The sequence below is a fragment of the Prochlorococcus marinus subsp. marinus str. CCMP1375 genome (assembly GCF_000007925.1).
Taxonomy (GTDB): Bacteria; Cyanobacteriota; Cyanobacteriia; order PCC-6307; family Cyanobiaceae; genus Prochlorococcus_E; species Prochlorococcus_E marinus.
Genome location: NC_005042.1, coordinates 379,435 through 397,486 on the forward strand (window position 1 = coordinate 379,435; position 18,052 = coordinate 397,486).

19 protein-coding genes are annotated in these 18,052 nt (G+C 38.8%); 9 read left to right on the plus strand and 10 right to left on the minus strand.

Going from position 1 to position 18,052, the window contains the following annotated elements:
* Positions 1-56: 56 nt before the first annotated feature.
* Genes recO through hpf form a run of 3 tightly spaced genes read right to left on the minus strand, consistent with a single transcriptional unit; the run spans position 57 to position 2,100 of the window.
* On the minus strand, positions 57-827 hold the full coding sequence (gene recO, locus PRO_RS02025) for a DNA repair protein RecO (RefSeq protein ID WP_011124550.1): 771 nt from the start codon (positions 825-827) through the stop codon (positions 57-59).
* A complete protein-coding gene (locus tag PRO_RS02030; RefSeq protein ID WP_011124551.1) occupies positions 824-1,513 on the minus strand; it encodes a deoxyribose-phosphate aldolase in 690 nt (229 codons plus the stop codon). Before PRO_RS02030 ends, recO begins: the two co-directional genes overlap by 4 nt.
* On the minus strand, positions 1,513-2,100 hold the full coding sequence (gene hpf / locus PRO_RS02035; RefSeq protein WP_011124552.1) for a ribosome hibernation-promoting factor, HPF/YfiA family: 588 nt from the start codon (positions 2,098-2,100) through the stop codon (positions 1,513-1,515). Before hpf ends, PRO_RS02030 begins: the two co-directional genes overlap by 1 nt.
* Before the next feature lie 25 nt (positions 2,101-2,125).
* Here hpf and lipB point away from each other — a divergent pair, with 25 nt between their 5' ends.
* The 5 genes from lipB to queA all read left to right on the plus strand — a co-directional run bounded on the left by lipB (position 2,126) and on the right by queA (position 7,986).
* Complete coding sequence (gene lipB, locus PRO_RS02040; protein WP_011124553.1) at positions 2,126-2,800, plus strand: lipoyl(octanoyl) transferase LipB; 675 nt, start codon at positions 2,126-2,128, stop codon at positions 2,798-2,800.
* Between the two features lie 53 nt (positions 2,801-2,853).
* Complete coding sequence (locus tag PRO_RS02045) at positions 2,854-4,863, plus strand: long-chain fatty acid--CoA ligase (protein ID WP_164923202.1); 2,010 nt, start codon at positions 2,854-2,856, stop codon at positions 4,861-4,863.
* A 67-nt stretch (positions 4,864-4,930) separates the two neighbouring features.
* A complete protein-coding gene (locus PRO_RS02050; RefSeq protein WP_011124555.1) occupies positions 4,931-5,374 on the plus strand; it encodes a YlqD family protein in 444 nt (147 codons plus the stop codon).
* Positions 5,375-5,440: 66 nt separating this feature from the next.
* Entirely contained in the window at positions 5,441-6,823 is a 1,383-nt protein-coding gene (locus PRO_RS09555; RefSeq protein WP_011124556.1) for a dihydrolipoamide acetyltransferase family protein, read from the plus strand.
* A gap of 50 nt (positions 6,824-6,873) precedes the next feature.
* Entirely contained in the window at positions 6,874-7,986 is a 1,113-nt protein-coding gene (queA, locus tag PRO_RS02060) for a tRNA preQ1(34) S-adenosylmethionine ribosyltransferase-isomerase QueA (protein WP_011124557.1), read from the plus strand.
* On the opposite strand, the gene cysK is transcribed toward queA, so the two are convergent.
* From cysK to PRO_RS02080, 4 genes are all read right to left on the minus strand, one after another.
* Positions 7,983-8,969, minus strand: a complete 987-nt coding sequence (gene cysK / locus PRO_RS02065) for a cysteine synthase A (RefSeq protein ID WP_011124558.1) — start codon at positions 8,967-8,969, stop codon at positions 7,983-7,985. The two genes, queA and cysK, sit on opposite strands and share 4 nt — an antisense overlap.
* Before the next feature lie 88 nt (positions 8,970-9,057).
* On the minus strand, positions 9,058-10,530 hold the full coding sequence (locus PRO_RS02070; protein ID WP_011124559.1) for a PLP-dependent transferase: 1,473 nt from the start codon (positions 10,528-10,530) through the stop codon (positions 9,058-9,060).
* Positions 10,527-11,696 carry a trans-sulfuration enzyme family protein gene (locus PRO_RS02075; protein WP_011124560.1) on the minus strand — a complete coding sequence of 390 codons (1,170 nt, stop codon included), beginning with the start codon at positions 11,694-11,696 and terminating at the stop codon, positions 10,527-10,529. Before PRO_RS02075 ends, PRO_RS02070 begins: the two co-directional genes overlap by 4 nt.
* 165 nt (positions 11,697-11,861) lie before the next feature.
* Positions 11,862-12,824: a hypothetical protein gene (locus PRO_RS02080; RefSeq protein WP_164923203.1), complete on the minus strand. Its 963-nt coding sequence runs from the start codon at positions 12,822-12,824 to the stop codon at positions 11,862-11,864.
* A gap of 293 nt (positions 12,825-13,117) precedes the next feature.
* Between PRO_RS02080 and PRO_RS02085 the strand changes: the two genes are divergently transcribed.
* Complete coding sequence (locus tag PRO_RS02085) at positions 13,118-13,360, plus strand: hypothetical protein (RefSeq protein ID WP_011124562.1); 243 nt, start codon at positions 13,118-13,120, stop codon at positions 13,358-13,360.
* 150 nt (positions 13,361-13,510) lie between these two features.
* Here the strand turns inward: PRO_RS02085 and PRO_RS02090 are convergent, their stop codons facing one another.
* Together PRO_RS02090 and rpsD are read right to left on the minus strand one after the other, a co-directional pair.
* Positions 13,511-13,813 (minus strand): TIGR03894 family protein, encoded by a 303-nt coding sequence (locus PRO_RS02090; RefSeq protein WP_011124563.1) that lies wholly within the window; start codon positions 13,811-13,813, stop codon positions 13,511-13,513.
* A gap of 230 nt (positions 13,814-14,043) precedes the next feature.
* Positions 14,044-14,652: a 30S ribosomal protein S4 gene (gene rpsD, locus PRO_RS02095; protein ID WP_011124564.1), complete on the minus strand. Its 609-nt coding sequence runs from the start codon at positions 14,650-14,652 to the stop codon at positions 14,044-14,046.
* A gap of 103 nt (positions 14,653-14,755) precedes the next feature.
* Here rpsD and yidD point away from each other — a divergent pair, with 103 nt between their 5' ends.
* The 3 genes from yidD to PRO_RS02110 are packed head-to-tail and all read left to right on the plus strand — an operon-like array spanning position 14,756 to position 16,829.
* Positions 14,756-14,995, plus strand: coding sequence for a membrane protein insertion efficiency factor YidD (gene yidD / locus PRO_RS02100; protein ID WP_011124565.1), 240 nt, complete (start codon positions 14,756-14,758; stop codon positions 14,993-14,995).
* Positions 14,992-15,303, plus strand: coding sequence for a glutaredoxin family protein (locus tag PRO_RS02105; RefSeq protein WP_011124566.1), 312 nt, complete (start codon positions 14,992-14,994; stop codon positions 15,301-15,303). The genes yidD and PRO_RS02105 overlap by 4 nt, the downstream gene beginning before the upstream one ends.
* Positions 15,304-15,317: 14 nt before the next feature.
* Positions 15,318-16,829, plus strand: a complete 1,512-nt coding sequence (locus tag PRO_RS02110; protein ID WP_011124567.1) for a UDP-N-acetylmuramoyl-L-alanyl-D-glutamate--2,6-diaminopimelate ligase — start codon at positions 15,318-15,320, stop codon at positions 16,827-16,829.
* A gap of 11 nt (positions 16,830-16,840) precedes the next feature.
* Here PRO_RS02110 and PRO_RS02115 read toward each other — a convergent pair whose 3' ends face one another.
* Positions 16,841-18,034 carry an aminotransferase class V-fold PLP-dependent enzyme gene (locus PRO_RS02115; protein WP_011124568.1) on the minus strand — a complete coding sequence of 398 codons (1,194 nt, stop codon included), beginning with the start codon at positions 18,032-18,034 and terminating at the stop codon, positions 16,841-16,843.
* Positions 18,035-18,052 lie beyond the last annotated feature (18 nt).

Genomic DNA, 18,052 nt, shown 5'->3' on the forward strand with positions numbered 1-18,052 from the left:
TAGCAGGAGTTCAAGTTATCTTCTAGAAATTTTTGCTACCAAAAAATATATTTGCTTTAAAGAAGAATTTTTTTCAGCATTGAAAGCGCATTAATATTGCGATTTAAATGAGTCTCTATCCAAAGTTCTATTACTCTTAATAATTTCATCCAAACTTTCATTGGGCCCAAAAGTTCCCCAGTTTGCTTTAAAGGAAGTATTGGTTTTAAGAGACGTTGCAGCAGTGCTAGCTCAGAAGCATTTAATGTGATTTCTGCATTGGTAATTTCACCGATTGCGAATCCCTCGCTTTCTATAAGACTGCAACGCCATGTCCAGTCACCAATGGGAGGGATAAGATCTATTCCCGTCCAGCAACATTTTTGAATAGGTAGACCATATCCTCCTAGAGCAAGTAAATGAACACAAGCTTGAACGCAATTTGCTAAGGCTTCTACAGGTTTGATGTCTTCTTTTTGCAAACGTTCAAGATGAATTAGGACAGCTTGCAATATTTCAGGTTGTGGATCATTGGTACCTACTAATAACATTGCAAGTTCAGATAATGCTTGAGCTGCGGAAAGGGTCTCTAGTTTTTCACCTAGTTTGCTGAAACTTTTAATCACTTTGATTTGCCGTGCTCTGCGAAGAGTACTTTTCCCTCCGATGAGAAGCTCAAGGAAAGTCAATGCTGATGTTGCCGCAAGACGACTTTTTGGCCGCCTTGCTCCTGGGACAGCAATACGAACAATTCCTTCTTCATGAGTTAAGAGGGTTAATAAGCGGTCATTTTCTCCTAAAGGCCCAACTTTTAGGCAGAGGCCTTTAATAGTTCTATCTGCAATCAATTTTGATGATTGTAAATTTTAAATTGTTTTGCCAAATCTGCTCCGACTGATGTTCCGATCGAAGATGCGCCAGCCTCAACAAGCTCTAACACTTGATGAAGATTTTTAATGCCACCGGCAACTTTGAGTTCACAGCGGTTTTTTATCAATGCTCTTAATTTCAAAATATGTGAGGCTTGTATTGGAGTGCCAAATCCATTACCCGCCTGAATGCCTCTAGCACCTGCATCTATTGATGCTTCTATTGCTAAAGAAAGCTTTTCTTCAGGGATTCTTATTGAGTCTAAAATCACCCTATAAGGAAGCCCTATCTTAAATATTTCTGCAAGTTCTTCGGCAAAGCTGTCGATTTTTCCTTCGTAAAGCTTCAGGTAATTTGGAACTATGTCGAGCTCTTCGGCACCATGCTCTGCTGCCAATTCCGCTTCAGTTTTTTTTATTGAGTTAGGAATATCGCCAAAAGGAAAGGCTATAACAGCTATAAGTTTGGTTTGTTTGTTTTTCCCAAGACTTTTTCTGGCAGCTTGGATTCGAATAAGATTTGTACACAACCCTGCAAAATTAAAATGTTTGCATACATCACAGATTTGATTTAGTGAATCTAAATTAATATGTGGATCAAGAGCAGCTTGATGGATAAAAGAATTTATTTCACTTATTTCTAAATTATTTGATTTGTATTGCATTAGTTTTTTGCTTGTATTACACCATACCCTCCATTTTTTCTTCTATAAATAACCTGCAATTGTTCACTTTCTGCCTCTTTAAATAGATAAAAATCATGATCTATTAGATCAAGTTGATGTTGCGCTTGCTCAATGTTCATGGGATGCATTGGGAAATATTTGCGACGAATTCCAGGCTTTGGGAGCTTGGCTTCTTTGCCTTCTACAAGCGATCCATTTATTGATTTGTCTTCTAGTACTTCTTCAGTTGTTGGGGTTATAGAGGCTCTGTGACCAGGGCTGTGATGATGGTCACTATGTCTTTCTTTGTACCTTCTTAATTGACGACACAATTTGTTTGAGACTAAGTCAATGCTTGCATAAAGGTTCTGGCTGCGTTCTTGTGCACGAATTACAGTCCCATTAGCAAAAACAGTAACCTCAGCAGTTTGTTGGGGGACTCTTGGATTCTTTGCTACTGATAGATGGACATCAGCCTCTTTGACCATGTCACCAAAATGGTGAATAGCTTTTTCTAGCTTTGATTTTGTGTATTCGCGCAATGCAGGAGTCAACTCAAGATTTCGTCCATGAATCAGCACTTTCATTTGTACTTCTCCTTATCTAGAAGATATGCATAATTTAGTTATAAATGATTTACCAGAAGAAGGTCTCCCTACGGCTCTTTTTGAACCATCTGAATTAATAGATTTTAAGATTGCATGGGATTGGCAAAGAAAATGGCAAGAAAAACTTCTAGCAGAACCATCTAATAAGCAGGCAGTTTGGATGCTGGAGCATTTTGATTGTTATACCTTAGGCCGAGGGGCTAGCGAAGATAATTTGCTTTTTGATGTTGAGAAACCACCGATTGATTTTTATCGAATTGATAGAGGAGGTGATGTGACTCACCATTTGCCTGGTCAATTAGTTGTCTATTTAGTACTTGATCTTCGTCGCTATAAAACAGATTTGGATTGGTATTTGAGGCAACTTGAGAATGTTTTGCTTGATGTATTAGATGGGTTAGGTCTAAATGGTTATCGAATCAATGGGATGACAGGTGTTTGGTGTAATGGGAAAAAGGTAGCTTCTATTGGGATTAGTTGCAGAAGATGGATTACTCAACATGGTATAGCCCTTAATGTTGACTGTGATCTTTTAGGTTTCAATCAGATAGTTCCTTGTGGGCTGAAAGATTATCAAACTGGGCGACTCAATTCTTGGCTCCCAAAATTACAAATGAAAGAAGTTCGTTTTTTAATGAAGAAAAGCTTGAATAAGCGTTTCGGATTGTTATGGATATAGTAAAAAAAACTCTGAAAACAGATAAGAATTAAGTATTGGGAAATAAATTTTCAATGTCAAAAATTTGGAGAAAAAGCGTGGATTTTGATAAAAGAGTCAAACATTTCAGGAAAAGGAGCAATTTAGACTTAGCAGAATCCACTTGGATTCCTGCTAAGGAAGAGAAGCAAGCCTTAGAAGCTCATATTTCTGTAAAAGGAATTAATAGAGTTGATCAAATTTGGCCATGGTTGAAAGAAAATCACGGCAATGTTTTAGCTGTTAATTCACCTCATTATATTTTCCCAGAGCGTTATAACTATGAAGAACTTGCAGACAAGATTGCTGTTGCAGCAGCTGCTTTTGAATCCTTAGGAGTTGTTAGTGGAGATGTTGTGGCTTTATTTTCAGAAAATAGCCCTAGATGGTTGATTGCGGATCAAGGGTTAATGAGATTAGGCGCATCAAATGCAGTGCGAGGAAGTTCAGCACCAGTTGAAGAACTTCGGTACATCTTGGCTGATTCTCGTTCGGTTGGATTGGTAGTTCAATCATCGGAGTTATGGAAAGCCCTTGCTTTAAGTGAAGATGATAAGAAGCAATTTAAGTTTGTTTTACAAATAGAAGGCCAACCAGAAAATAATCTTCTTGGGTGGGAAGAGTTTTTACTTAAGGGTGCCAATAAAAGTCCAATTAATGCTTTTAAGGAGGCTACTGGGATTACAGCAAATTCTTCTATCGCAACTATTCTCTACACCTCAGGGACTACAGGAAAGCCAAAGGGTGTTCCGCTTACTCATGACAACCTTTTGCATCAAATGAGGTCTTTAGCATGTATAGCCAGTCCTCCACCAGGGACTCCTTTGCTTAGTGTTTTGCCAATTTGGCATTCTTATGAAAGAAGTGCTGAGTATTATTTTTTCTCTTGTGCATGTTCTCAACATTACACCACTATTAAGCATTTTAAACAAGATTTGCAAACAGTAAGACCTGTTGTTATGGCTACTGTTCCAAGGCTTTGGGAAGCTGTTAAAACAGGATTTGACGAAGCCCTAAAGAAAATGCCTAGATCGCGTCAAATGGTCTTAAAAGCAGCTCTTAATAACAGTCGTTTGTTTAAGGCAGCCCTACGTAAATCAAGGAATTTATTGTTGCTTGAGATCAATAAAACTAATAGAGCTATTGCTTTTTCTGAAGTCGTTTTTCGTTGGCCAATTCATGCACTTGCTTCTAAGCTTTTGTGGCCGAAGGTTCTTCAGCAGTTGTCAGGAGGCAGGTTACGTTTTCCTATTAATGGAGGAGGAGCGATAGCGCCTCATGTTGATACTTTCTTTGAGGCCTTAGGAGTTGAATTATTGGTTGGGTATGGACTTACTGAAACAAGCCCTGTTTTGAGTTGTAGGCGAACTTGGAGAAATATTAGAGGCAGTTCAGGCTTGCCCTTGCCTGAAACTGAGTTTCGCATTGTTGATCCTCTCAATGGTGGACCACTGAAGTTTTCTCAACAAGGGAGAGTTCTAGTGCGTGGGCCTCAAGTAATGAATGGCTATTTAAGAAAGCCTGAAGAAACATCCAAAGTACTAGATCAGAAGGGCTGGTTTGATACTGGAGATCTTGGGATGCTCCTTGCTGATGGTTCTATTGTTTTGACTGGACGTGCTAAAGACACAATCGTATTAAGTAATGGAGAAAATGTTGAACCAGGACCTTTAGAAGAGTTCTTGTTAGGAAGTCCGCTTATCGAACAGATAATAATGATTGGTCAAGATGAAAGACAATTAGGCGCTTTAATAGTCCCTGATATTGATCAAATTTTGAAATGGGCACATCAAAGAAATCTTTTCTTAAAAGAAGATTTAGGTGGGGGAATGGGCGATTTAAAACTCAGAAGATTGCTTCAACGAGAAGTGAATGACATTCTTTCAAAACGCCCAGGTTCTCGCTCAGATGAAAGGGTGGCAGGTATTGCATTGGTTAAACCATTCTCAATAGAGAATGGTTTGTTGACTCAGACGCTTAAGCAAAGGCGCAATAAAATCGTAGAAAGAGACCAAAAAGCAATTGAGGATATTTTCAACCGATAATTATTTACCTATTTAGTTGACCTAATTACCATTGGCTGAGAACCTTGGCGTTGGTAATAGTTTTTTCATGGCCGAAGTAAATTCCATCTCAATTAAGCGATCCATCACAATTCGTGCGGTGGTTACTCCTGCTTGGAAAGAAGAAGCAGAAAGGGAAATCAGTGCTGCAATTGCAACAAGTGATCAGCAATTAGCGCAATTAGAAAAAGAAGGCCAACAAGTAGTCGAAGGATTGAGGACTCAAAGTGCAAATCCTTTAGACCCAAGAGTGCAAGAACAAGTTGCGCAAGTTCAACAACAAGTTGCTGCAAAAAGATCTGAATTGGAAGAACAAAAAACAAATTTGCTTCAACAGCAAAGTCAAGTAAGGGAATTAGAGATGGAACAGATCGTTGACCAGGGACAGATAGAGAGCTTCTGTGATCTAAAAGTTGGGGATAATTTAGTTAAGAAAATGCAAGTTTCATTGCTCGTTCGAGATGGTGTTGTTGAATCTATTGATCAAGATTAATTTTTTGCTTTTGTTTCTTGGGGCAATAGGTCTTTAAGATTGGTTCAAAACTTTAGGGAGAAGGCATTGGCAAGTCACGACATTTTTATGCCAGCTCTTAGTTCGACTATGACTGAGGGAAAGATTGTTGAATGGTTAAAGCAACCAGGAGAGAAAGTCTCTCGCGGTGAGTCAGTACTTGTTGTTGAATCTGATAAAGCTGATATGGATGTTGAGTCATTTCAAGATGGCTTCCTGGCCGCGGTTTTAATGCCCTCAGGAAGCACTGTGCCAGTAGGAGAAACGATTGGCTTGATAGTTGAGACTGAAGCGGAAATCCCTGCAGTTCAGGCCGCTAACCCAACCAAAAGTAATGTTTCGCCTCCAGAGAATCTTTCTGTTTCTAAAGACTCCAAACAAACTTCAGATGATTCCAAACAAACTCCTGAAGATAAGCCCTCTACAGCTGAACCTTTCACTTCTCCAAAAGCATCAAGTGCATCATTGCCTGCTAAAGCAATAATCAATCAAGGTCGAATCGTTGCAACACCTCGTGCAAAAAAACTTTCTACTCAACTTGGGGTTGATCTTGCAACCGTTTCTGGTACTGGTCCACACGGAAGAATCCAAGCAGAAGATGTCCAAAAGGCTCAAGGGCAACCAATAACTGTTCCATGGATTGCTGAAAGCAATGCGCCTGCCTCTATTCCAACTGCACCATCAGTTGTTGTCACTGAGAGTTCTAGGAATAGATCGCAGCCAGTTGAAGTTCCAAAAGGCAATAGTTTTGGAAATCCTGGCGAAACTATCCCATTTAATACCCTTCAGCAGGCAGTCAATAGGAATATGGAGATGAGTTTGTCTGTTCCTTGTTTCAGAGTAGGGTATGCAATTACAACAGATAAGCTTGATGCCTTTTATAAGCAAGTAAAGCCTAAGGGTGTAACTATGACAGCGTTGTTGGCAAAAGCTGTTGGCAAGACTCTTGCAAGGCACCCTCAGCTAAATGCAGCTTGGAGCAATGAGGGAATGACATATCCAAAACAAATTAATGTTGCAGTAGCAGTGGCAATGGAAGAAGGAGGTCTTATTACCCCTGTCCTTCAGAATGCTGATCTCACAGATTTGTTCGAATTATCACGTCAATGGGCTGATTTGGTCAAACGTTCTAGAACCAAGCAACTTCAACCAAATGAATACAATAGCGGGACATTTACACTTTCAAATTTGGGTATGTTTGGAGTAGATCGTTTTGACGCGATACTTCCTCCTAATACAGGAGGCATTTTGGCAGTTGCAGCGTCTCTCCCTAAAGTCATAGCGGGGAGAGACGGATCCATTTCAGTTAAGCGTCAAATGCAAGTAAATCTAACTGCTGACCATCGAGTTGTTTATGGTGCAGATGGTGCTTCTTTCTTAAAAGATCTTGCTAATTTAATTGAGAATAATCCTGAAAGCCTTTCTTCTTGAAGCTGTTCTCCCTTCTTATTCAGGTGGTTTGTAATTATTTTTGAAATCCATTGGTTATTGATCCGAGAGATTTTTTACTTAGCTCTTACGACTATGAGTTGAATTCAAGCCTTATAGCGCAAGAACCAATTGAGCCTAGGCATAATGCTCGTATGCTTCATGTGTCTAAGCGAAGCGGGGAAGGGCTTAAGGCTTTTCACTTAAAGGTTTGGGACTTATTGGCTGAGCTAAGAGCGGGCGACTTGCTTGTAATGAATGACACGCGTGTTTTGAAGGCAAGATTGAAGGTGAGGTTGCGGAATGGTACTTTTGTAGAACTTTTCTTGTTAGAACCAAAAGGCCAAGGGCGATGGTTGTGCCTTGCGAAACCAGCAAAGAAGCTTCGTGCTGGTGATTGTATATGGATGGAATCTTCTGGAGAGGAATCCATTCCGTTGAAGATTATTGATCAAGACATTAGTACTGGAGGAAGAATAGTACAGTTCCCTGAACTTTTTAGTGATAGGCGGAAGATAGAGCCTCTTCTAGAGAAATTCGGAGAAATACCATTGCCTCCATATATAAATCGATGCGATTTCAAGGATGTTAATCGATATCAAACTAGATATGCATCTACTCCTGGAGCTGTTGCCGCACCCACGGCTGGCTTGCATTTAAGTGACCAATTTTTGGAGGCTTTATCTCAACAAGGTATTAAAGATGCAAAAGTGACTCTTCATGTTGGACTGGGTACCTTTAGACCATTAGTTGAGGAAAACCTAGCCAATTTGCATCTACATAGCGAGTGGGTTGAAGTAAAAGAAGAAGTTGTTTCAGCAATTAAAGAATGTCGTGATAGAGGTGGAAGGGTTATTGCTATTGGTACAACTACTGTTAGATCACTTGAGGCATCTTTCTTGGCAGGCGATGGTTGCTTGAAACCTTTTAAAGGTGAAGTTGATCTAGTTATCAAGCCTGGTTATAAATTCGGAATAGTTGATGGGTTACTAACGAATTTCCATCTTCCGAAAAGCTCATTGTTATTACTTGTGAGTGCTCTTATTGGACGAGAAAACTTGCTTGAACTGTATAAAGAAGCGATTGACCAAAAATATAGGTTTTTCTCTTATGGGGATGCAATGTTTATTTCCCCAGAGGGCGTTTTGCCATCTGCACGACTTTAGTTGGTTTTGGGTTGTTCGATAATACCTGTTGGGACTTCTGCGAACATTACTGATGAGAGATAGCGCTCAGCAAGGTCTGGTAAAACAACAACAATTGTTTTGCCAGCAAATTGTTCTTGTTCGGCCAATCGAATTGCAGCTGTTGCTGCAGCTCCGCAAGATATACCAACTAGTAAGCCTTCTTCTTTTGCCAAGCGAAGAGCCATTGCGATTGATTCTTCATTACTGACTTGCTCAACTTGGTCAACTAATGAGAGGTCTAAATTTTTAGGGATAAATCCAGCTCCGATGCCTTGTATTTTATGAGGTCCTGGCTTTACTTCTTGGCCATTGATGGTTTGGGAAATCACAGGGCTATGGGATGGTTCTACTGCTACGGAAAGAACTTGTTTCCTTTTCTCTTGCTTTAAAAATTTTGATACACCAGTAATAGTTCCTCCAGTGCCTACTCCTGCAACAAGTACATCAATGTTCCCATTGCAGTCATTCCAGATTTCTGGACCTGTTGTTTTGAAGTGAATCTCTGGATTGGCAGGGTTGTCAAATTGTCCAGGCATGAAATATTTATTAGGATCACTTTCTGCAATCTCTTTTGCTTTTGCAATAGCGCCAGGCATACCTTTTGCAGCTTCAGTAAGAATTAGTTCAGCACCAAGGACTGCCATTACCCTCCTCCTTTCCAAGGACATTGACTCAGGCATTGTGAGTGTTAGTTTGTAACCCTTTGCAGCAGCAGTAAAAGCAAGGGCAATACCAGTATTACCTGAAGTGGGTTCAATAATGGTTTGCTGTTTATTGAGGAGACCTTTCTTTTCTGCATCCCAAATCATGTTCGCTCCAATTCTGCATTTGACGCTATATGCAGGATTGCGACCTTCGATTTTTGCCAAAACTGTTGCTTTACAGTTTTTGGTAACAGAGTGAAGTTTTACTAGCGGGGTGTTGCCTATTGCAAGGCTGTTGTCTTCGTATATTGGGGTCATGATGATTAATCAACCATTTAATAATTAGCTAAGGAATTTGCTTCTTGCATAATTCTGATGTTGATCTAAAAACTGTTAAGGGCTTTATTTAGTTATTCAAGGCTTTTTGAAATCTATCCCAAAGGTCTTCGGTTGCTTCAAGACCAACGGAAACCCTTATAAGCGAAGATGGGACACCACATTGTTTTGCCCAATTTAGTTCGTTGTAATGGGCTAACAGAACGTATGGACATACCAAAGTAAAGATTGTTCCTAAGCTAGGCCCTTTGCAAACTTTTAATGAGTTATAAAATCTTTCTGCTTTTGAGACACCTCCATGTAATTCAAATGAAAACAAACAGCCGAATCCTGCATTTGGTTTCATAAGCAATTGAAAGTTCGGGCATTGTGCAGGATGCAGGACTCTTGCTACATCTGGGTGAGCCTCTAAACGATTCTTGAGATTTATGCATGCTTTGTTTAATTCAGGTATACGACTAGTGACATCTTTACTTGCCTTTTGAAGAGCGATTGCATCTGAATCAGATAAGTTGCTTACAGAGACCAAAGGAATTATTTCTTTTAAGACTTCTTTCCATGGAGACTTTGGACTGATTGTTAGAGAACCTGCCATGATGTCTCCTTGTCCTGCGAAGCTTTTAGTAAGAGAGCTAAAGACAAGGTCTGCATACGGTAGAGGGTCAATGTTTATGGCTGAACCAATAGTGTCATCTGCAATTACTGGGATTCCACGATCATGAGCCATCTTTGTAATTAGAGGCAGATCAACACATTTGAGCATAGGGTTACTAGGCAATTCAACTATTACGGCTGAAGGCTTTTTCTGGTCAAGTTGTTTGGCAAGCTCTATTGGATTAGGGTTAAGTAGCAATTCACTTCCATCAAATATCACTTGAGGAAGCTTTAAGACATCAACATATGGGAACCCCAGTTGAAATGCTGCTTTCCTAGGCCTGATTTCTCTTAAAGCCTCAAGAGCTGTGGTTAAAGCAGCCATGCCTGAAGGGTGCAGTTGAATTAAATCAGAGTTGCAACCATAAATTTTGGCAAGCCTTTTGCGGATAGAGTTTCTAGCTGCCTCACCTTCATTAATTGAAGGAGCCTTTTCTTTATTAAGAGCTATCGCTGCTTGTCTAGATGATGCCCCTAGCCCTGTATGTTGCCAGAATGCTTTTGCGGCAGGAGTTGCTTTATCGTCAACTATTAAACATTGAAGTCCAGAAAATTCTTGAATAATTACTTCTGAATTTGAATTTAATTTTTGGCAGTATTCTTTGGCTTTTTTTGCGGAGTTAATATTGGGATAAGGCCAGACGCTTTGTGACTCGTTTTCTTGAAAAACAAGTGCCTTTTTTGCTATTAGTTTAATTAAAGGGTTGAAACCAAAACGTGGATAAATTGCTTGAAGTGCATTTATGCAGTATGGATCTTTTTCCTCATACGCAATAACATCTTGCCAACGAGGTAATGCTACTGAAACTGCATGGGGACTTTGTGGAATTGCCTGCCCAAGATGTTTGGCTTCCCACAAGGGGTCTGATAGCAAATTGTTTCCAATCACTTCAGTTTTTCTAAACTTTGTTTTAGATCTTGATCGAGATCTAAAACGTCTTCACATCCTATTGAAAAGCGAACTAGTGATTCGCTGATGCCTAACTTTTCTTTTGTTTGAGATGATACTGATGCATGAGTCATAGTGGCTGGATGGCAAACAAGACTTTCCACTCCTCCAAGGCTCTCAGCCATGGTGAAATATTTAAGCCTTTCACAAAATGCATAAGTTTGATCAAGATTTGCTTTCAGTCTGATTGTGATAATTGCCCCTCCTGCTGCCATTTGCTTTTTTGCAATTTCATATTGAGGGTGGTCTGATCTAAATGGATAGCTAATCCATTGCACATATTCATTCTTAGCTAATTGATTAGCAAGAGATGTTGCATTGGAAACTTGCCTTTGCAAACGAAGAGGGAGAGTTTTAACGCCTCTAGTGATTAGCCAACAATCAAATGGAGAGGCTTGCAGTCCTAAAGCTTTTTGAGCAAATCTCATTTGCTCATGCCAATAAGAGTCTTGAGTGCACACTGCGCCACCTAAGGCATCAGAATGCCCATTAATGTACTTTGTTGTACTTGTGAGAGACAGGCTTGCTCCTAGGTCCAATGGTTTTTGTAAAATGGCCGTAGAGAATGTGTTGTCAACTACTACTGGGATTTGATTCTCTTTTGCTTTCGTACAAATTGTCTTCAAATCAAGAACTTTTAATAGAGGATTAGTTGGACTTTCTAACCAAATCATTGCTGGGCTTAGCTTCTTAATCTCATCGAAGCAAGATGGGTTCGAGAAATCTAACCATTTAGTTCGCAGACCGAATTTACTAAATACCTTTTCAAATAACCGAACTGTACAGCCATAAAGGTTTTCCTCACATAAGACAAGATCTCCTGATTTAAGGGAACTTGCGATAGCCGTAATAGCACTTACTCCGGAACCAAAAACTGTTGAATACTTGCAATCTTCTAAAGATGCTAAAACAGACTCTAATATTCGAAAGTTTGGATTTCCTGAGCGGGTGTAATCAAATCCTTCTTCATTACCTTGTCTAAAAGTTGAGCTTTGAAATATAGGCGGCATAACTGTGCCAGTGGTTTTAGCGAAACTTTCACCGTGATGAATTACCCTTGTATTTATTCCTGGGTGGGAGCCCTCCTTAAGTTCTGTTGATTCCAATTGCTTAAATAGTAATTTTTTAGGCTAGATGATAATTCTATAAAAACCGCTCTGTATAAATCAATCTAATAATAGCTGTCTTAATTAATTTCTTTTTAAAATCTCATCTTTCAGAATATATAAAATTTAAACTAGGCAATATATCTTTTCTAAATAGCTAGTTCTTTATTTCATTTCATAAGCCTCTAAAGATAAGATCTTTTTTACCAAATCTACTTTTTTTAATCTAGATATTTTTTCAACTCCCTTTAAAAGAGATTTTAACTCAATATTAGTTTTACCCATTAAGAATGATTCTCTTTCCTCTATTGCTAGTTTTTTGAGTGCTAGTGGACTTGAGGATATTAAGTTGATTAATTGATCCCTCTCTAGATTGGGGATTAGCTCAAGCCCTTTTAGAAGGTCCCTTAGCTCAAGATCACTTTTCTTATCTAATTGTTTAGAAATAGCTTTTTTATTAATTCCATTAGATGGCCCAGTACTATTAATTTGTGAATTATTCAGATACATTCTGAATAATTCAATAGAAGCTTCATATGTAAGCAAGAAAACCGTTAGAATAGGTAATGCAACTTTGTTTGTGTCAACACCTGTCTCTTTAAAGAAATTCTGAAAATGATCTTTCAAAGGAGTTCTTTTTCTAACAGGAACTTTTACTATTATATTGTCAGCTAAAGTTAACTTATCTGAAGAAAAATTTTCTTCCCCCTTTTTTTTAATTGCTAATTTTGGGCTTGTGATTGCAGATGCATTCTTTATTAGGGACTCTAGCTTTTTAGGATTACTTCCCTCTTCCTTCTTAATGCTCAAACTTAGACTTGTGATTTCAGATTTATCCTGTAGGGAAGTCTCTTTGCTTGAATTACTATTATTATCTTTTTTGGGAATTATTTTCATTGGTTTTATAGAGTCAAGATTTTGGACCGAATTTTTTAAATATCTTCTAGTTGAAAGATATATCACAAGAGAAGAAAAAGTGATTATCAAGAGTAATAGTAATCTATAGCCACTAAAAGATAAGAAATCGAACTTATTAAGGTCTAATAGTTTTGCATAGCTGATTGCTCCTTCTTCAGACCAGCCTATTAGCCTAAGCTCTTCAACAGTCTTTATGAGTTCGTTTGACAAAACATTTGTGCCTTTCAACCAATGTTGCTTAGATAATTGATGAATGTCTGTCCAATTTTATTTTTTGAAAAAAACCTTGCAATTATGCTTAAAGCAAAGCAAAATCAATATTTGCCTTAGTAACTATTACTTAGGTACTTTATCTTAATTAATAAAAGTCATTAAAAGAAAAATATTTGTGCTAATAATGTCTTCAATTTTAGAGGGGTATAGATCATGTCTAAAAGGGAAGGTGACTTGCTTCAGCTTAATGAGAGCGATGCAATAGATTCTTATTTTGAGTGCATTACTGAATGCAGCTTGGATCAAAAAGGTATGGAGTGTATTACGCAATGCGTAGAAGTGCATCTAAAAAAGGAGGATCAATAATGAAAAATAATTCTCCTAGACAACGCAAAACAACGCTTAAGTGGAATTCTGATGGTGAATTAACTGCTATTGATAAAGCTAGAATTTTAGAGAGGCTTACCAATAAAGAATTGACAGAATGTGAATTGTCCTGCAATGCATTGAGCACATTGAAAAACAAGAAATAAATTCAAATACCAGTAGATTTAATTAAGCTTTTCTATAAAATTTTTAGCTTTAACAAATTAATGTGGGATGTTTTCTTTTACATTACCTGAATTTTGTTTCTGTCTTGAATGCCCAACAAAAGTATCGATTAAAAATGGTTGAAAATGGCCTTAGCTAGCAGCAGATCTTCTTCTTACTGTTCTTCTTCCTTCTGAGGAAGATTCACTTGTGGAATCATTTTTGTTTGTTGACTCTTTAACTTCACCTTCATTACTACCTTCATCTTCTTCCATCTCTAAGCAAGTAGCAACTACCATTGCAGCTTCAATGGGATTAGGTAGATCGCCAATAGTGATTAGCGCTTTAAGCACAAGTTGCATTCTTGGATCTTTGCCAAGATCAGGACGCAATTTTTTGACTGATTGCCAAAGCTCTTTTGTGACTTCTTTCATCAAGGCTTTGTCAGTAACCACAGCAATTTCCTTATATATGATTACTTAACGTAACAGCTCATCAGAAAAAAGCTTCATCAAAGATAAAAAAAGGGCACTTAGTGAGCTCAATAAGAGAATCTTTACCCGTGGATGATCATTTGATTTTTTGCAAATACAAAAATACTTCAGAAAAAAATAACCCTCCAAAGTTTGAAGGGTCATAAATAAATTTTAAAACCTAAAGAATTAATCTAACTAGAATCATTTAGTTAGACCTTACGTGAGTAGTACTCCACAACTAATAGTTCATTTATCTCAATGGCCACCCATTCTCTATCACATTTGCCTGTGACTTTTGCTGTCATCTTTGACTTTTCAAGCTCAAGATGAGGTGGAACATTTGCAAGCCCAGGGAATTCAAGGTTCCCTTCAGCTAGCTTTTTACTGCCTTTCCTTTCACGAATAGCAATAGTATCCCCCGATTTGCATTGATAACTTGCTATATCAAGGGTTTTTCCATTTACAGTTACATGTCCATGGTTTACTAGTTGGCGCGAGCCTGGAATAGTTGGTCCAAAGCCAAGACGGAAGCAAACATTATCTAGCCTTCCTTCTAGTAATTTAAGAAGATTTGTTCCTGTAGAGCCTTCCATTGCCCTTGCTTTCTTGACATATCGAACAAGTTGTCGTTCCGAAATGCCGTAATTAAATCGAAGCTTTTGCTTTTCTTCTAAACGAATCGCGTATTCAGAGCGCTTGCGACGGGCATTGCCATGCTGACCTGGTGGATTAGACCGCTTTGCGGCTTTCCGGGTGAGACCTGGGAGGTCTCCCAAGCGACGCGTGATCCTCAATCGAGGTCCACGGTATCTAGACATAGATAAAATAAGTAAGGGACAATTGTGATGAAATGAGCCATGCTGGAAGAAATGCTCCTCCTGACGCTTTTTCACTCACTAATTTAATATTCTATCTTGAAGCATGATTAAGAAAATCAATGCAGTTATTAGTAATTTGTTTTTGACATTGATCCGCTTTTATAGATCTTGGATTTCACCCTTGCTGGGGCCAAGTTGCCGCTTTGTCCCAACTTGTAGTGAATATGGAGTAGAGGCAATTGAGAAGCATGGTCCTTGGAAAGGAGGATGGTTGACTCTGAAAAGACTTTTACGGTGCAATCCTTTGACTCCATGTGGTTACGATCCTGTCCCAGACAAATGAGGCAAAATAGATTAATTTTATTCAGCCGAGCAGGCTGTTGTTTGTGTGAAGGATTAGAAGCTCGCTTAAGAAAGCTTGCTTTAGAGCATTTAACCCCTCCTTTAACTCTTTCAGTAATAGATATTGATGGAGCAGATGTTACTAGCGAGGAGAATGCCCGTTATTCATTGGAAATTCCAGTTTTGTTTATTGAATTAAAGAGTCCAGTGAGAAGATTTGAATTGCCAAGAGTTTCTCCAAGACTTACAGAAGAGGGGCTTTTAAATTGGCTTAAGAAAAATCTTCAAGAAAAAATGGAAAGAATCTAGCTGTATTTATTTACATGAATTACCAATTACATGAACTTTTTAAAGCAGTGGGGATCCACCGGCAGATTGTTGGGAAAGATTTGATCATTGACAGTATTAGTTGTGACTCACGTCATATCAGTAAGGGCGGATTGTTTTTTGGCTTGCCTGGAGAGAAAGTTGATGGAGGAATTTTTTGGCGCAAGGCTCTGGCATCAGGTGCTGTGGCTGCTGTGATAGGGGAAGAAGCAGCGCAAAAAGATCCTCCAAGTAATGAAGATATGGTTTTTGTTGTTTCAGATCCAGTTGCACATTGGATGGGTGAAATGGCCTCAGTGTTTTGGAAGAGACCATCTTCACAGATTGATTTGATAGGTGTTACAGGGACTAATGGGAAAACAACAACGACATATCTAATAGAACATTTATGTAAACAATCTGGTATAACTTCTGCGTTGTTTGGAACACTCTATAATCGTTGGCCTAAACATAGCGAAGTAGCTATACACACAACTGCTTTCGGAGATGTTTTGCAATCGCAACTTGCACAAGCAGTTGCAGCTGGGGCTCGATTGGGAGTCATGGAAATTAGTTCTCATGCTCTAGATCAAAGGCGTGTTGCAGGGTGTAGTTTCTCAGGAGCTGTATTTACCAATCTGACTCAAGACCATCTTGATTATCATGAATCTATGGAGGCGTACTTTCAATCTAAAGCGCTTTTATTTCAAGCTCCTTTATTGAGAGATAAAGAAAGCTGCTCTGTTGTCAATATTGATGACCCATGGGGACTGCGATTGTCAAAGCAATTAAATAAGAGCTGTTGGCGTGCTTCGTTGGAGAAGCGCGTGATTGACTCTATTCAGCCAGAACTATTTCTTACGGATCTAAATATAACTAACAAAGGTATTGAAGGTGTTTTGCACAGTCCTTTCGGACAGGGACCTTTCGTTTCTTCGCTCATAGGTAGGTTTAATTTAATGAATATGCTTGAAGCTGTTGGTATTTTGATTCAACACGGCGTTTCATTGCAAGAGCTTTTACCCTCGATCAAAAGTTTTTCTGGAGTTCCTGGACGAATGGAACAAATCAAGGTCGAAGGTGACTTGCCAGTAGTATTAGTTGATTATGCTCATACTCCTGATGGTTTAAAAAATGCTTTGATTGCTTTACGCTCGTTTGGTTCAGGAAGACTATTTTGCGTGTTTGGTTGTGGTGGTGATAGAGATCGAAGCAAGAGACCTCTGATGGGAGCTATTGCCTCAAAGTTCGCTGATCATGTAACACTCACCTCTGATAATCCGCGTACTGAAGACCCTCAGCAGATTCTTAACGATGTTCTTCCTGGAATAGCTACTGAGACAGAGCTTATTATCGAGATTGACCGAGCCAATGCAATTCAAATGGCTATAATGAAAGCTTTGCCAGGTGATATTGTTTTAATAGCTGGGAAAGGACATGAGAATTATCAAATTCTTGGATTAGAAACAATCGAATTTGATGATAGAGAGATTGCAAAAAAAATATTGCATTTAAAATTAAACCCTTGAATATTTAATTATCATTTCATTGCCAACTCTGAAAGTGCTTCTATAAGTTTTGTTATTTCTTTTTGGGTGCTAGTGACATGTAAACATGCACGAAGCCAAATCGGGTCTTCTAGGACTCGTATCCAAATTGATTGCTTACCAAGAAGTTTAATAGCCTGATCAGGAGGAATTGAGCAATTCATTGAAAAACTTACCAGCCCTGCTTGGGGAGCATCTTGAAGAACTGGACTTACCTTGTTGATGTCCTTAAGTTCAGACCACAGTTGGTAGCTAAGTCGCTGAATCTTTTTAATTCTTTCATGTGCAGACCCTTCTTTTTCTAAAAGATTAAGAGAAGAGCGCAGTCCGGCTAATAAGGGAGTACAGGATGTTGCGATTTCAAAGCGTCTCCCATCTACATGAAAAGGCTCTGGGTTATTTTTATAAATACTTCCTTCGTGTTTAAGGCTTTTCCATCCAATAAATGTTGGCCTTGCTTGCTCTAGTATTCTTTCTGAAAGGATTACTCCTCCTAATCCCTCTGGGCCAAATGCCCATTTGTGGCCTGTAAAAGCATATATATCTGTTTTTGAGACAACTTGATCTATAGGGATTTGCCCAAAGCTTTGAGCTGCATCAACTAATAAGAAAGGTCTCTTATTATGATTTTGTAGTATGTCACCAATTAACTCTATTGGGATGATTTCACCAGTGTTCCATAGTAGATGAGATATAACTACTAGTTTGGTGTTTGTCGTTAGGCTTTCTTCTAATTCTGAAATTAACGCTTGATTCCGTGTGAGCTTTGGATTCACTCCTTTGTGCAGTCGTTGAAGCTTAAGAATGTCTATCTCTAAGCTTTTGTGTCTGGCTAATTCTTTGCAAGCTGCAACTACACCTGGGTGTTCGCAATCACTTATCAGCAGACGATCTCCTTTTGAGAAAGGCAATCCCCATATTGGCAATACACAGCCACTCGTAACATTTTCAGTTAGAGATACTCGATTAGGCTTTACACCACAAAGTTTTGAGACTTGTTCTTTTGTTTTCTGGATTTCATTGGAGACATATGGCCATACGTCATTTGTAAATGGCCCTAGTTCTTGGATTTTCTCCCAGCTTTTCACCATCGCCTTTAGCGATGGTGAAGGTAATGGTCCTTGCCCGCCATAATTAAAATAATACTTGTTTGATAATGCCGGGAGGTTTTTTCTAAGGTGGCTCATTTGGAAACTTGATATAAA

What these genes read in the sequence shown, in the direction of transcription:
- rpsD (WP_011124564.1), bottom strand. Translation starts at nt 14,652, where the DNA reads ATGTCTAGATACCGTGGACCTCGATTGAGGATCACGCGTCGCTTGGGA.
- lipB (WP_011124553.1), top strand. Translation starts at nt 2,126, where the DNA reads ATGCATAATTTAGTTATAAATGATTTACCAGAAGAAGGTCTCCCTACG.
- PRO_RS02050 (WP_011124555.1), top strand. Translation starts at nt 4,931, where the DNA reads ATGGCCGAAGTAAATTCCATCTCAATTAAGCGATCCATCACAATTCGT.
- PRO_RS02085 (WP_011124562.1), top strand. Translation starts at nt 13,118, where the DNA reads ATGCAGCTTGGATCAAAAAGGTATGGAGTGTATTACGCAATGCGTAGA.
- PRO_RS02030 (WP_011124551.1), bottom strand. Translation starts at nt 1,513, where the DNA reads ATGCAATACAAATCAAATAATTTAGAAATAAGTGAAATAAATTCTTTT.
- PRO_RS02105 (WP_011124566.1), top strand. Translation starts at nt 14,992, where the DNA reads ATGAGGCAAAATAGATTAATTTTATTCAGCCGAGCAGGCTGTTGTTTG.
- PRO_RS02110 (WP_011124567.1), top strand. Translation starts at nt 15,318, where the DNA reads ATGAATTACCAATTACATGAACTTTTTAAAGCAGTGGGGATCCACCGG.
- cysK (WP_011124558.1), bottom strand. Translation starts at nt 8,969, where the DNA reads ATGACCCCAATATACGAAGACAACAGCCTTGCAATAGGCAACACCCCG.
- yidD (WP_011124565.1), top strand. Translation starts at nt 14,756, where the DNA reads ATGATTAAGAAAATCAATGCAGTTATTAGTAATTTGTTTTTGACATTG.
- PRO_RS02045 (WP_164923202.1), top strand. Translation starts at nt 2,854, where the DNA reads ATGTCAAAAATTTGGAGAAAAAGCGTGGATTTTGATAAAAGAGTCAAA.
- PRO_RS02115 (WP_011124568.1), bottom strand. Translation starts at nt 18,034, where the DNA reads ATGAGCCACCTTAGAAAAAACCTCCCGGCATTATCAAACAAGTATTAT.
- hpf (WP_011124552.1), bottom strand. Translation starts at nt 2,100, where the DNA reads ATGAAAGTGCTGATTCATGGACGAAATCTTGAGTTGACTCCTGCATTG.